Annotated in this window: 12 protein-coding genes; 5 read left to right on the top strand and 7 right to left on the bottom strand. The window is 72.3% G+C overall.

The genetic code is table 11. The features are described 5' to 3' along the window. Window position 1: 1 nt before the first annotated feature. From BLT76_RS00300 to BLT76_RS00290, 3 genes are all read right to left on the bottom strand, one after another. Complete coding sequence (locus tag BLT76_RS00300; protein ID WP_244509194.1) at window positions 2-673, bottom strand: GntR family transcriptional regulator; 672 nt, start codon at window positions 671-673, stop codon at window positions 2-4. Between the two features lie 137 nt (window positions 674-810). Then, entirely contained in the window at window positions 811-3,354 is a 2,544-nt protein-coding gene (locus BLT76_RS00295) for an ABC transporter permease (protein WP_090849600.1), read from the bottom strand. Beyond that, window positions 3,354-4,079 carry an ABC transporter ATP-binding protein gene (locus BLT76_RS00290; RefSeq protein ID WP_090849598.1) on the bottom strand — a complete coding sequence of 242 codons (726 nt, stop codon included), beginning with the start codon at window positions 4,077-4,079 and terminating at the stop codon, window positions 3,354-3,356. Before BLT76_RS00290 ends, BLT76_RS00295 begins: the two co-directional genes overlap by 1 nt. A 63-nt stretch (window positions 4,080-4,142) precedes the next feature. On the opposite strand from BLT76_RS00290, the gene BLT76_RS00285 reads away from it, so the two are divergent. The 5 genes from BLT76_RS00285 (at window position 4,143) to BLT76_RS00265 (ending at window position 7,983) form a co-directional block, all read left to right on the top strand. Further along, on the top strand, window positions 4,143-4,760 hold the full coding sequence (locus BLT76_RS00285) for an alpha-ketoglutarate-dependent dioxygenase AlkB (RefSeq protein WP_090849596.1): 618 nt from the start codon (window positions 4,143-4,145) through the stop codon (window positions 4,758-4,760). A 183-nt stretch (window positions 4,761-4,943) separates the two neighbouring features. Beyond that, complete coding sequence (gene gndA, locus BLT76_RS00280; protein ID WP_090849594.1) at window positions 4,944-6,386, top strand: NADP-dependent phosphogluconate dehydrogenase; 1,443 nt, start codon at window positions 4,944-4,946, stop codon at window positions 6,384-6,386. Continuing rightward, window positions 6,387-7,259: an aldo/keto reductase gene (locus tag BLT76_RS00275; RefSeq protein ID WP_090849591.1), complete on the top strand. Its 873-nt coding sequence runs from the start codon at window positions 6,387-6,389 to the stop codon at window positions 7,257-7,259. Between the two features lie 112 nt (window positions 7,260-7,371). After that, window positions 7,372-7,620, top strand: coding sequence for a hypothetical protein (locus tag BLT76_RS00270; RefSeq protein WP_090849589.1), 249 nt, complete (start codon window positions 7,372-7,374; stop codon window positions 7,618-7,620). Between the two features lie 36 nt (window positions 7,621-7,656). Continuing rightward, window positions 7,657-7,983 (top strand): LapA family protein, encoded by a 327-nt coding sequence (locus tag BLT76_RS00265; RefSeq protein WP_090849587.1) that lies wholly within the window; start codon window positions 7,657-7,659, stop codon window positions 7,981-7,983. Between the two features lie 16 nt (window positions 7,984-7,999). Here the strand turns inward: BLT76_RS00265 and BLT76_RS00260 are convergent, their stop codons facing one another. Genes BLT76_RS00260 through BLT76_RS00245 form a run of 4 tightly spaced genes read right to left on the bottom strand, consistent with a single transcriptional unit; the run spans window position 8,000 to window position 12,505 of the window. Then, entirely contained in the window at window positions 8,000-8,713 is a 714-nt protein-coding gene (locus BLT76_RS00260; protein ID WP_090849586.1) for an SRPBCC family protein, read from the bottom strand. After that, window positions 8,713-9,564: an FAD binding domain-containing protein gene (locus BLT76_RS00255; RefSeq protein WP_090849584.1), complete on the bottom strand. Its 852-nt coding sequence runs from the start codon at window positions 9,562-9,564 to the stop codon at window positions 8,713-8,715. The genes BLT76_RS00260 and BLT76_RS00255 overlap by 1 nt, the downstream gene beginning before the upstream one ends. Continuing rightward, window positions 9,561-12,035, bottom strand: a complete 2,475-nt coding sequence (locus tag BLT76_RS00250; protein ID WP_090849582.1) for a xanthine dehydrogenase family protein molybdopterin-binding subunit — start codon at window positions 12,033-12,035, stop codon at window positions 9,561-9,563. The genes BLT76_RS00255 and BLT76_RS00250 overlap by 4 nt, the downstream gene beginning before the upstream one ends. Next, window positions 12,032-12,505, bottom strand: a complete 474-nt coding sequence (locus tag BLT76_RS00245; RefSeq protein ID WP_090849580.1) for a (2Fe-2S)-binding protein — start codon at window positions 12,503-12,505, stop codon at window positions 12,032-12,034. The genes BLT76_RS00250 and BLT76_RS00245 overlap by 4 nt, the downstream gene beginning before the upstream one ends. Window positions 12,506-12,685: the final 180 nt, after the last annotated feature.

Raw genomic sequence — 12,685 nt, 5'->3', positions numbered from 1 at the left:
GCTAGCCGTCCTGGCCGAGCTGCACCCAGAGGGTGAACCGGTCCGCGCGGTAGACGGTGCGCGAGACCTCGACGACCTTGTCGCCGGCGATGGCCCGGCGGGAGTGGCGCAGCACCGGGGAGCCCGGCTCCACCTCGAGCAGGCCGCACTCCTCGGCGTTGCCGCGGTCGGCGTTGATCGAGTCCTCGGCCCAGGAGGGGCGCAGGCCGCGCGACTCCAGGGCGTCGTACAGGCTGGTGGGCATGCCGCTCTGCAGGAAGCCCGGCAGCAGGACCTCGTTGAGGTAGGCGTCCTCGATGCACATCGGGACCCCGTCGGCGCGGCGCAGCCGGCGCCAGTGGATGACCGCGTCCCCCTCGGTCAGGCTCAGCGCGCGGGCGACGCCAGGGCCCGCCTGCTCGCGGCGGGCCAGCAGGGTCTGCGACTCGGCGAGCATGCCGCGGCGCGCCATCTCCTCGGAGTAGCTGGTGATCCGGCTGGCGGTACGACGGGGCCGCGCGACGAAGGTGCCGCGTCCGGGGATCCGCTCGAGGAGCCCCTCGACGACCAGCGCGTCCATGGCCTGGCGCACCGTCATCCGGGCGACGCCGAAGCGGTGCACGAGCTCGCGCTCGGACGGCGCGGGCGATCCGGGGGCGCTGCCGGTCACCAGGGAACGGACGTACTCGCGCACCTGTACGTGCTTGAGCGATCGTCCGTCCGGAACCAGTACTTCCTCCACATCCCCGAGGGTAGATGGACTAGACACCTTCCGTCCGGGAAATCCGGGATCTTGACCGATTCGGGCTGACGAAGTCCAATCCGGCGGCCTCACTCCGTGGCGATGGCCCGCAGCACGTCGAGGCGGGCCGCCCGGCGGGCGGGCAGCACCGCCGCGAGCACCCCGATCAGCACCGACAGGGCGAGGAAGACCGCGAGCTGGCCGGTCGGCACGCTGATCACCTCGAGGCCCTCGTCGCGCAGGGCGTACATCAGCACGATGCCGAAGAAGGTGCCGAGCAGCACCCCGAGCACCGCGCCGAGCACCGCGATCACGACCGACTCCAGCGTGATCATCCACCGCAGCTGGCGCCGGGAGAGCCCGATGGCCCGCAGCAGCCCGACCTCGCGGGTGCGCTCGATGACCGACAGCGCGAGGGTGTTGACGATGCCGAGCACGGCGATCACCAGCGCCAGCGCGAGCAGGGCGAAGATCAGCAGCACGAACTGGTCGATCGGGGCGCGCTGCTCCTCGGCGAACTCGGCCTGGTCCTTGACGGTGACGATCGGCAGGTCGGCGATCGCCTCCTCCAGCCGGTCGCCGACGCCCGGCGAGGCCGGGTCGACGTCGATGATCAGCGCGTTGTCCTTGTCCTGCGCCCCGGTCGCGAGCAGCGTGTCGACGGTGGTGACGATCGGGAAGAACAGCACCGGGTTGTCCTCGTAGATCCCGACGACCTCCCAGCGCTGGTCGCCGGCCGGCATCTCGATCTCCAGGTCGTCGCCCACCTGGAGATCCTCGTCGTCGGCGTAGGTCTCCTGGAGCAGGACCGTGCCCTCGCGCAGCGCGGTGACGTCACCGGCCGCGGCGGTGAGCTCGAGGAACTCCGCGCCGTCGGCGTCGATGCCGACCACGCCCTGCGGCTCGCCGTCGATGGTGCCGCCGGTGTAGCGCTGCCGCACCACCTGGACCACGCCGTCGACCGCCCGCATCCGCTCCGCGACCTCGGGCGAGAACGAGCCCGCCACGACGTTGCTGACGACGTAGTCGCCGACGAAGTTGTCCTCGATGGACTTGTCGACCGAGGCCTTGGCGGAGTCGCCGACGATGGCCATCGTGCAGGCCAGGGTGAGCCCGATCATCAGCGCCGAGGCCGTGGCCGTCGTACGACGGGGGTTGCGCAGCGAGTTCTGGCCGGCGAGGTTGCCGACGGTGCCGAACAGGCGCGCGAAGGTGACCCGGGCCAGCACGAGGAACGGCCGGCTGATCACCGGGCTGGCGGCCGCGACGCCGAGCAGGATCGCCAGCACCCCGGCGCCGACGAACCAGCCGCCGTGCGGCACCTCGACGACGTCGCCCAGGCCCGCGAAGAGCGAGACCAGCCCGGCCAGCACCAGCACCACGCCGACCTGGAGCCGGCGCTGGATCGAGGACTCGGGCAGCACGACGTCGTCGCGCAGCGCCTGCACCGGCGCGATCCGGGTGGTGCGCAGCGCGGGCAGCAGCGCCGCCGCCATGGTGACCAGGACGCCGATGGCGTAGGCGGCGAGGACGGTGCGCGGCGCGAAGATCAGCGACTGCCCCGACAGGTCCAGCCCGACCTGGGCGAAGACGGCCCGCAGCCCGATCGCCAGCAGCACGCCCAGCCCGAGGCCGAGGGTCGCGCCGAGCAGGCCGAGCACCAGCGCCTCCAGCTGGACCGAGCCGAGGACCTGCCGCTTGGACGCCCCGAGGGCCCGGAGCAGCGCGAGCTCGCGGCTGCGCTGGGCCACCAGGATGGAGAAGGTGTTGACGATCAGGAAGGCGCCGACCACGAGCGCGATGCCGGCGAAGATGAGCAGGAAGGTGGTGAGGAACGAGATCGCCTCGAGCAGGTCGGAGGCCGCCTCGTCGGCCGCGTCGTCACCGGTGACCGCCTCGAGCCCGTCGGGCAGCTCGGCCTCCACCCGGTCGCGCAGCTCCTCCTGGGAGACGCCGTCCTCGGCGGTCACCCAGAGGTCGGAGTAGGCGTCGGCACCGTCCAGGAAGAGCTCCTGGGCGGTCGCGGTGTCGAAGATCGTGAGCGTCGCCCCGTTGAGCGAGCCGCCCTCGCGGAAGTCGGCGATGCCGACCAGGGTCGGCTCCAGGGTCGCGGTGGCGCCGGCGGTGTTGAGGGTGACGGTGTCGCCGACGACGTACCCGGCCTTCTCCGCCGTCCCGGCGTCGAGCGCCACCTCCTCGGGACCGTCGGGCACCCGCCCCTCGGTCATGACCAGGCCCTCCAGGCCGTGGCCCGCGGGGGCCCCGGTCCAGTTCGAGCCGAGCGACGGCGGGCCGAAGCCGCCGACCACCTTGTCGTCCTCGTCGAGGACGACGACGTTCGTCGCGTTGACGTTGCCGTCGACCCGCGCGGCGCCGTCCACCCGCTCGAGGTCGGCCGCGACCTCCGCGGGCACAGTCAGCGTCGACAGGTCGCCCATCGGGTTGACCGCGCCCTCGGGCCGGACGACGACGTCGCCGACCGTCGAGGCGAACAGCGCGGTGAAGCTGCGGTTGAGCGTGTCGGAGAAGACCAGGGTGCCGGCGACGAACGCGACCCCGAGCACGATCGCGAACGTGCTCATCAGCAGGCGCACCTTGCGCCCGAGCAGGCTCTTCAGCGCGGCGCGCAGCATCAGCCCGCCATCCCGGCCATGACCTCGAGGACCTGCTCGCGCGTGGGCTCGCGCAGCTCGCTGACGACCTGGCCGTCGGCCAGGAAGACCACCCGGTCGGTGTACGACGCCGCCACCGGGTCGTGCGTCACCATCACGATCGTCTGGCCCTGGTCGGCGCTGCGGCGCAGCAGGTCGAGCACCTCGGCGCCGGAGCGCGAGTCGAGGTTGCCGGTGGGCTCGTCGGCGAAGACGATCCGCGGCCGGCTGACCAGCGCCCGGGCGACGGCGACGCGCTGCTGCTGGCCGCCGGACAGCTCGCTCGGCTTGTGGCGCAGCCGGTCACCGATGCCGACCGTGTCGACGACCGCGTCGTACCACTCGCGGTCGGGCTTGCGGCCGGCGATGGCCAGCGGCAGCAGGATGTTCTCCTCGGCGCTGAGCGTCGGGACCAGGTTGAACGACTGGAAGACGAACCCGATCTCGTCGCGACGCAGCCGGGTCAGCGCCTTGTCGTCGAGCGTGGTGAGGTCCTGCTCGCCGACCAGGACCTGGCCGCTGGTGGCGGTGTCGAGCGCGGCCAGGCAGTGCATGAGCGTCGACTTGCCGGAGCCGCTCGGCCCCATCACCGCGGTGAACTCGCCCGCGAGGAGGTCGAGGGTGACGTCGTCGAGGGCGCGTACCACGGCCTGGCCCGTGCCGTAGGTCTTGGTGAGCCCGCGCACCTGGCAGGCGATCTCGGTCATGGAGGGATGCTCCCAGACTTCTCCGACATTTTGCTCGAACGCCTGTTCGACTAGGATGCGCGCATGGACTTCCAGAGCTCGCTGTTCCAGGCGGCCCCCGCCGGGGTGCGCGACTTCTCGGGGATCGAGCGGATGGGACTGACCCGCGGCGCCTGGGTCGACGTACGACGCAGCTGGCTGCCGGACGCCGACGACGTCTTCGCCCGGCTGGTCGCCGACGTCCCGTGGCGGGCCGAGCGGCGGCAGATGTACGACCGGGTCGTCGACGTGCCGCGACTGCTGCACACCTACATGCTCGGCGAGCCACTCCCCCACCCCGTGCTCGAGGAGGCGCGCGACGCGCTCAGCGACCACTACCGGCCCGAGCTGGGCGAACCCTTCCGCACCGCCGGCTGCTGCTACTACCGCGACGGTCGCGACTCCGTCGCCTGGCACGGCGACACGATCGGCCGCGGGAAGACCCAGGACACGATGGTCGCGATCGTCTCCGTCGGCGACCCCCGCAAGCTGCACCTGCGCCCGCGGGCCGGCGGGGCCGAGGCGGTCGTGGTCGAGATGGGCCACGGCGACCTGGTCGTGATGGGCGGCTCCTGCCAGCGCACCTGGGAGCACGCCGTCCCCAAGGTCTCGTCCGCCGGACCTCGGATCTCCGTCCAGTTCCGCCCCCTCAACGTGTTCTGAGGGCGCTTCGCCCGAGCCTGCGAGGGCGAAGAGGCACGCCCCAGGTCGAGTAGCCGCGCGACCGACGAAGGAGGTCGCGACCGGCGTATCGAGACCGTGACCGAGGGTCTCGATACGCTCGCTGGCGCTCGCGAGAGAGACCAGCGAGAGCCGGGGTTTGGCCTGGCGTAGTTGGCTGGAGACATGGCAGAGCAGCAGGCAACGATCGGGGTGACCGGGCTGGCCGTGATGGGCCGCAACCTGGCCCGCAACATCGCCCGGCACGGGCACGTCACGGCGGTCCACAACCGCACCTTCACCAAGACCGAGGCGCTCGTCGACGAGTTCGGCGACGAGGGCACGTTCGTGGCCAGCGAGTCGCTCGAGGACTTCGTGAAGAGCATCGAGACGCCGCGCGCGATCATCATCATGGTCAAGGCCGGCGAGCCGACCGACGCGGTGATCGACGAGCTGGTGCCGCTGCTCGACGAGGGCGACATCGTGGTCGACGGCGGCAACGCCCACTTCGCCGACACGGTCCGCCGCGAGCAGGCGCTGTCCGAGAAGGGCCTGCACTTCGTCGGGATGGGCGTCTCGGGCGGCGAGGAGGGCGCGCTCCACGGCCCCTCGATCATGGTCGGGGGCTCCGAGCACGCCTACGAGCGGCTCGGCCCGATCGTCGAGTCGATCGCCGCGCAGGTCGACGGGACGCCGTGCGCGGCCCACGTCGGCCCCGACGCGGCGGGCCACTTCGTGAAGATGGTCCACAACGGCATCGAGTACGCCGACATGCAGCTGATCGCGGAGGCCTACGACCTGCTGCGCAGCATCGCCGGGCTCAGCCCGGCCGAGATCGCCGACGTCTTCGAGGAGTGGAACGGCGGCGACCTGGAGTCGTTCCTCATCGAGATGACCGCCGACGTGCTGCGCCACACCGACGGCGAGGGCGGTCAGCCGTTCGTCGACGTCGTCCTCGACGAGGCCGAGCAGAAGGGCACCGGCCGCTGGACCGTGCAGGCGGCGCTCGACCTCGGCGTCCCGGTCACGGGCATCGCCGAGGCCACCTTCGCCCGCAGCCTGTCGGGCCACACCGAGCAGCGGGCCGCCGCCCGCGAGGTGTTCACCACCGACCCCGACGAGCAGCGGGTGTCGGTGGACCGCGACGTCTTCGTCGACCAGGTCCGGGCCGCGCTCTACGCCTCCAAGGTGGTCGCCTACGCCCAGGGCTTCGACCAGATCGCGGCCGGCGCCGAGGAGCACGGCTGGGACGTCGACCTCGGCTCCGTCGCCACGATCTGGCGCGGCGGCTGCATCATCCGGGCGCAGTTCCTCGACCGGATCAAGGACGCGTACGCCGAGGAGCCCGACCTCACCACCCTGCTGACCACGGCGTACTTCGCCGACGCGGTCAAGGGCGGCGTGGACGCCTGGCGCGAGGTGGTCGCCACGGCGGCCCGGGGCGGCGTCCCGGTCCCGGCCTTCGGCAGCTCACTGTCCTACTTCGACGGGCTCCGCCGCGAGCGGCTGCCCGCCGCCCTGATCCAGGCGCTCCGGGACGACTTCGGGGCGCACACCTACCGACGCGTCGACCGCGAGGGGACCTTCCACACCCTCTGGGCCGGCGACCGCAGCGAACAGGAGATCTGAATGACCACCACGAGCGACAACCTGGCAGCAGCCAGCGGCACCTTCCAGCTGGGCGGCGACCTCCCCGTCGTCCGCCTCGGCTACGGCACGATGCAGCTCCCCGGCGAGGGGGTCTGGGGTCCGCCGAAGGACCACGACGAGGCGATCCGGGTGCTGCGGCGCGCGGTCGAGATCGGGATCACCTTTTTCGACACCGCCGACTCCTACGGCCCCGAGACCGCCGAGCAGCTGCTGAAGGAGGCCCTGCACCCGTACGCCGACGACGTCGTGATCGCCACCAAGGCCGGGCTGACCCGCCAGGGCCCCGGCGTGTGGACCCCGGTCGGCAACCCGGCGTACCTGCGCCAGCAGTGCGAGCTGTCCCTGCGCCGGCTCGGGCTGGAGCGGATCGACCTGTTCCAGCTGCACCGCATCGACGGCGCCGTCCCCCTCGAGGACCAGGTCGGCGAGCTCGCGAAGCTCCGTGACGAGGGCAAGATCCGGCACATCGGGCTCTCGGAGGTCGACGTCGACCAGCTGAAGGCGGCCCAGCAGGTCGCGCCGATCGTGTCGGTGCAGAACCTCTACAACCTGGCCGACCGCTCGGCCGAGGAGCTGCTGGACCACTGCGACGCCGAGGGCATCGGCTTCATCCCGTGGTTCCCGCTCGCGACCGGGGCGCTGTCGAAGGAGGACGGCCCGCTGGCCGACGCCGCGCGCGAGCACGACGCGACGCCCTCGCAGCTGGCCCTGGCCTGGCTGCTGCGCCGCTCTCCGGTGGTGCTGCCGATCCCCGGCACGTCCAGCGTCGACCACCTGGAGTCCAACACCGCCGCCGCCGGCATCGAGCTGACCGACGAGGAGTTCGACCGGCTCTCCGCCGCGGGGGGCTGACCACCCGCCGGGAGCCGCCCGCCCGGAAAGCCGGGTGACGGCGGTCTCGGCAGGGGGTGTGATGGGCACCGGACAGCAACTCCGTCCATCTCGGAGACGAAGGAGCGACGCCATGCCCGAGCGCCAGGACCCCCGGACCGACCCGGTCGACATCCCGCCCGCCCCGCACGAGCACGTGCGCGGCGAGGACGCCTATCCCGGCGCGGCCAGCGAGCCGACGATGGGCTTCGTGGTCTCCCAGGACAGCCGTGTCCACCACACCGACGGCTCCGCGCCCGACCGGCCGCGGCCGCTGGTCTGGGCGCTGCTGCTCCTGCTGGTGCTCGCGGTGGTCGTGGCCCTGGTGGTCGTCGTCGTCTGAGCGTGTGACGGCGCGCGCCGACGGGCACCGGGGGTCATGAGCGACACCACCGACCCGGTCACCGGCGACACCGGCAGCGCCCCCGTGACCGAGGCCCCCCGGGCCGACCCGCTGCGCGGCTCGAGGACCAGCGGCACCTGGGCCGCCCTGGTCGTCGCCGCCGTGGTGCTGATCCTGCTGGTCGTCTTCATCGTGCAGAACACCCAGTCGGTGCAGGTCTCCTACTTCGGCTGGGAGGGCACCGCCCCGCTGGCCGCCTCGCTGCTGGTCGCCACCGCGGCCGGGATGCTGCTCGCGATCATCGCGGGCTCCCTGCGGATGCTGCAGGTACGACGGCGCGTACGGCGCGATCTCAAGCGCTGACCCCGCCCGCCGGGGCTCAGCGCCCCCGGCGTCCGATCAGCCAGCCGACCAGCAATCCGAACAGACCGGCCGCCAGCGGGCCGCCGTACGTCCTCAGCAGCACCGGTACGACGGCCGCTCCCAGGTCGACCGAGTCCGCGGCGTGGGCCCGCGGCGGCGGTGACCTGTCCACCGATCCGACCGCGGAGCCGGTGGCGGGCTCACCGCTGCTCGGGGGCGGCGGTGAGCTGGCCACCGGACCGGGGGCCGGTTCGGTGGCGGACTCACCGCCGACCCCCGGGTCTGGCGTGCTCGAGAGCCGCTGCTCGAGACAGGTCACGAACTGGCCGAGCAGCTTGTCCGAGACGTCCTGCATCACGCCGCGCCCGAACTGGGCCGGTTTGCCGGTGATGGCGAGGTCGGTGAGCACCTCGACGTCGGTGCCGGCCGGTCCGGGCGCCATCGACAGCGTGACCGTCGCGCCCGCCGTGCCGTTGCCGCGCTTGTCCTTGCCGTTCGCCTCCACGACGAACCGGTGCGCCGCCTCGTCCTTCTCGACGAACCGGCCGGAGCCGGAGTAGACGAGCGCGATGGGGCCGAGCTTGACCTTCACCGAGCCGGCGAAGGTGTCGGGCTCGACCGAGGTGACCGTGGCGCCCGGGAAGCACTCGGCGACCGAGGCGATGTCGTTGAAGTGCGCCCAGGTCTCGTCGACCGAGGTGGGGACGGTGAAGCGGTGCTGGAGGTCCATCAGGACGCGGCCGCCAGGATCGCCCGCCGGGTGAGGACCCGCGCGAGGTGCCGCCGGTAGTCGGCGTCCCCGTTGAGGTCCGAGGGCGGGTTCGTGCCCTCGGTCGCGTGCTCGGCAGCGGCCCGTACGGCGTCCTCGGTCGCCGGCTGTCCCGCCAGCGCCTCCTCGACCGCCCGCGCCCGCAGCGGCGTCGAGCCCATGTTGGTGAGCCCGATCCGGGCCTCCGCGATCACGCCTCCCTCGACCCGCACGGTCGCCGCGACCGCCACGATCGGCCACTGGTGGGCGACCCGCACGAACTTCTCGTAGTGCGCGCCCCAGCCGGTCCGCTTGGGCAGCCGCACCTCGGTGAGGATCTCGTCCTCGCCGATCGCCGTCTCGAAGAGATCGACGAAGAAGTCGTCGGCGGCCACGGTCCGGCTGCCCCCCGGGCCGGCCACCACGAACTCGGCCCCGAGCGCGAGCGCGGGCGCTCCGAGATCCCCGGCGGGGTCGGCGTGCGCGAGCGCGCCGCCGAAGGTCCCGCGGTGCCGCACCTGGGCGTCGGCCAGGTGCTCGACGGCCTTGGCCACCAGCGCGGCGTGCTGGGCCACCAGCGGGTCCGAGCCGACGACGGAGTGCGGGGTCATCGCGCCGACCACGATCGCGTCGCCGTCGTCGCGCACCCCGCGCAGCGACTCGATCCGACCGAGGTCGATGACCATCTCGGGCGCGTTGAGGCGCATCCGGAGCACCGGCAGCAGGCTCTGACCGCCCGCGATGATCTTGGCGTCGTCACCGTGCTGGGCCAGGGCGGCGAGCGCGTCCTCGACCGAGGTGGGCGCGACGTAGTCGAATGCGGCGGGGATCATCGGGCGTCTCCTTCCGTGCTGTCGGCGCCGGGTTCGGCGGGATCGAAGTGCGGCATCGCCGCGGCCTCCGTGGCGGGGCCGCCCGAGGCGCCGTCGCCGTTGATCGCCTTCCACACCCGCTCGGGCGTGCAGGGCATCTGGACGTCGGTGACCCCGAGCGGTCGCAGCGCGTCGACGACCGCGTTGACCACGGCCGGGGTCGAGGCGATCGTGCCGGCCTCGCCGACCCCCTTGGTGCCGAGCGTGTTGGTCAGCGACGGGGTCGTCGTGTGGTCGACCTCGAAGCTGATCGTGTCGGCCGCGGTCGGCAGCAGGTAGTCGACGAACGAGCCGCTGACCAGGGTGCCGGACTCGTCGTACACGGCCTCCTCCCAGAGCGCCTGGGCGATGCCCTGCACCAGCCCGCCGTGCACCTGACCGGCCACGATCAGCGGGTTGATGACGTTGCCGATGTCGTCGACGCAGACGTACTTCCGCATCGTCAGCGCGCCGGTCTCGGTGTCGACCTCCATCGCGCACAGGTGGGTGCCGTGCGGGTAGTTGAAGTTCACCGGGTCGTACGTCGCGTCGCTGTCGAGCGACGGCTCCATCCCGTCCGGCAGGTCGTGGGCGGCGAACACCGCGGAGGCGATCTCCTGGATCGCCATGCCCTGGTCGGTGCCGCGGACCGTGAACCGGCCACCGCCGAACTCCAGGTCGTCGGCCGACGCCTCGAGCAGGTGGGCGGCGACCACCTTCGCCTTCTCGACGACCTTGTCGGTGGCCTTGACCAGCGCCTCGCCGCCCACGACCAGCGACCGGGAGCCGTAGGTGTCCAGCCCCTTGTGGGCGACCTGGGTGTCGCCGTGCAGCACCTCGACGTCCTCGAACGGGACGCCGAGCCGGTCGGCGACGATCTGGCTGAACGCCGTCTCGTGTCCCTGCCCGTGCGCGCTCGCGCCGGTGACCACCTCGACCGTGCCGGTGGCCAGCATCCGCACGCTCGCGTGCTCCCAGCCGCCCGCGCCGTAGTCGAGCGAGCCGAGCACCCGCGACGGCGCGAGGCCGCACATCTCGGTGAACGTCGAGACGCCGATGCCGAGCTGGACCGGGTCGCCGGAGTCGCGGCGGCGCCGCTGCTCGGCGCGCAGCTCGTCGTACCCGAACATCTCCTTGGCCCGGGCGGTGGCCGCCTCGTAGTTGCCGGAGTCGTACTCCAGGCCGGCGACCGTGGTGAACGGGAACTCCTCGTGCTTGATCCAGTTCCGTTCCCGGACCTCGAGCGGGTCCACGCCCAGCTCGGCGGCCAGCTCGTCCATCAGCCGCTCGATGGCGAACGTCGCCTCCGGGCGGCCGGCGCCGCGGTAGGCGTCGGTCCAGGTCTTGTTGGTGAGCACGGTCTGGACGGCGAAGCGGTAGGCGGGGAACTTGTAGATCGCGTTGAACATGAAGGCGCCGAGCACCGGGACGCCGCCGCCGACGAGCGACACGTAGGCGCCGAGATCGGCCAGCAGGTCGACCTTGAGGGCCTTGACGTTGCCCTCCCTGTCGGCCGCCAGGGTCAGCCTCTGCCACTGGTCGCGGCCGTGGTGGGCGGCCATCAGCGACTCGCTGCGGGTCTCGGTGTACTTCACCGGACGGCCCACCCGGCGGGCCACCGCGACGGTGATCCACTCCTCGGGGGTGGTCTGCAGCTTGCCGCCGAAGCCCCCGCCGACGTCGGGTGCGATCACCCGCAGCTTGGACTCCGGGATGCCGGTTGTCGCGGCCAGCGCGAAGCGGAGGATGTGCGGGATCTGGGTCGCCGACCAGACCGTCAGCTGCTCGCCGGTCGGGTCGACCACCGTCGAGCGCGGCTCCATGAAGGCGGGGATCAGCCGCTGCTGACGGTACTCCCGCTCCAGGACGATGCCGTCGGCGCGGGCCTCCGCGATCGCGGCCTCCACGTCGCCGCCCGTCCCGGCCTCGTTCGAGTCGAAGACCCACAGCGCCGACTTGTTGGTGCCGAGGTCGGGGTGGGCCAGGACGGTGTCCTCCGCCGACTCCCGCAGGTCGAGGGCGGCCGGGAGCACGTCGTACTCGACGTCGACGAGCTCGGCCGCGTCGCGCGCCTCGGCGGCGGTGCGGGCGACGACGACCGCGACGATCTCCCCGGCGAACGCGACCCGGCCGGTCGCCACCGGCAGGTGCGTCGGCGCCTTCTGGTCGGGGGTGATCGGCCAGGCGTTGATGAGCACGCCCTGCGCCTCGCCCAGGTCCTCCCCGGTGACGACGTCGACGACGTTGGTCGCAGCCTTCGCGGCGCTCGTGTCGATGCTGGTGATGGTCGCGTGGGCGAACGGGCTGCGCACCATGGCCAGGTGCAGCATCCCCGGCAGGGTGATGTTGTCGGTCCAGCGGGTCCGGCCGGTGATCAGCCGCTGGTCCTCCTTGCGGCGCCGGTCACGGCCGATCTCCTTGGCGACCTCGGGCGCGTCCTGGACGGCGGTCATGCCTCGGCCCCTGCCGCGTGCTGCACCGCTCGCACGATGTTGTGATAGCCCGTGCAGCGGCACAGGTTGCCCTCGAGCCCGAGCCGGATCTCCTCCTCGGAGGGGTGCGGGTTCTCCTTCAGCAGGTCGACGCTCTGCATGATCATCCCGGGCGTGCAGAAGCCGCACTGCAGGCCGTGGCACTCGCGGAACGCCTCCTGCACGGGGTGCAGCTCGCCGTTGCCCGTCGTCGCCGCCAGTCCCTCGATGGTCGTCACCTCCGACCCGTCGGCCTGGACGGCCAGCACGTTGCACGACTTCACGCTGGTGCCGTCGAGGTGCACCGTGCACGCGCCGCAGTTGCTGGTGTCGCAGCCGATCACGGTGCCGGTCTTGCCGAGCCGCTCACGGAGGTACTGCACCAGCAGCATCCGGGGTTCGACGTCGTCGGCGACCTTCGCGCCGTCGACGGTGAGGCTGATCCGGGTCATGAGGACTCCCTTGCGTGTGTGGTGCAGGTCACGCTAGGGAGCCGTGGTTGGCCAGCCGTTGGTTGAGCTCCACCGGTGGTCGAGGAAGGACGAAGTCCTGTCTCGAAACCACCGCAGCCTGGCGCCGTCGTCGGCCTGCGGAGGTTTCGAGACGGTCGTGGCACGACCTCCTCAACCACC

The sequence above is a fragment of the Nocardioides lianchengensis genome, assembly GCF_900101465.1.
Classification (GTDB): domain Bacteria; phylum Actinomycetota; class Actinomycetes; order Propionibacteriales; family Nocardioidaceae; genus Nocardioides; species Nocardioides lianchengensis.
The sequence above is the reverse complement of the archived record's forward strand: the minus strand, read 5'-3'. Positions and strand labels throughout refer to the sequence as shown.

Excerpts from the sequence above, each read along its gene's own strand:
- BLT76_RS00295 (WP_090849600.1), bottom strand. The coding sequence starts at position 3,354 with ATGCTGCGCGCCGCGCTGAAGAGCCTGCTCGGGCGCAAGGTGCGCCTG.
- BLT76_RS00290 (WP_090849598.1), bottom strand. The coding sequence starts at position 4,079 with ATGACCGAGATCGCCTGCCAGGTGCGCGGGCTCACCAAGACCTACGGC.
- BLT76_RS00285 (WP_090849596.1), top strand. The coding sequence starts at position 4,143 with ATGGACTTCCAGAGCTCGCTGTTCCAGGCGGCCCCCGCCGGGGTGCGC.
- gndA (WP_090849594.1), top strand. The coding sequence starts at position 4,944 with ATGGCAGAGCAGCAGGCAACGATCGGGGTGACCGGGCTGGCCGTGATG.
- BLT76_RS00275 (WP_090849591.1), top strand. The coding sequence starts at position 6,387 with ATGACCACCACGAGCGACAACCTGGCAGCAGCCAGCGGCACCTTCCAG.
- BLT76_RS00270 (WP_090849589.1), top strand. The coding sequence starts at position 7,372 with ATGCCCGAGCGCCAGGACCCCCGGACCGACCCGGTCGACATCCCGCCC.
- BLT76_RS00265 (WP_090849587.1), top strand. The coding sequence starts at position 7,657 with ATGAGCGACACCACCGACCCGGTCACCGGCGACACCGGCAGCGCCCCC.
- BLT76_RS00260 (WP_090849586.1), bottom strand. The coding sequence starts at position 8,713 with ATGGACCTCCAGCACCGCTTCACCGTCCCCACCTCGGTCGACGAGACC.
- BLT76_RS00255 (WP_090849584.1), bottom strand. The coding sequence starts at position 9,564 with ATGATCCCCGCCGCATTCGACTACGTCGCGCCCACCTCGGTCGAGGAC.
- BLT76_RS00250 (WP_090849582.1), bottom strand. The coding sequence starts at position 12,035 with ATGACCGCCGTCCAGGACGCGCCCGAGGTCGCCAAGGAGATCGGCCGT.
- BLT76_RS00245 (WP_090849580.1), bottom strand. The coding sequence starts at position 12,505 with ATGACCCGGATCAGCCTCACCGTCGACGGCGCGAAGGTCGCCGACGAC.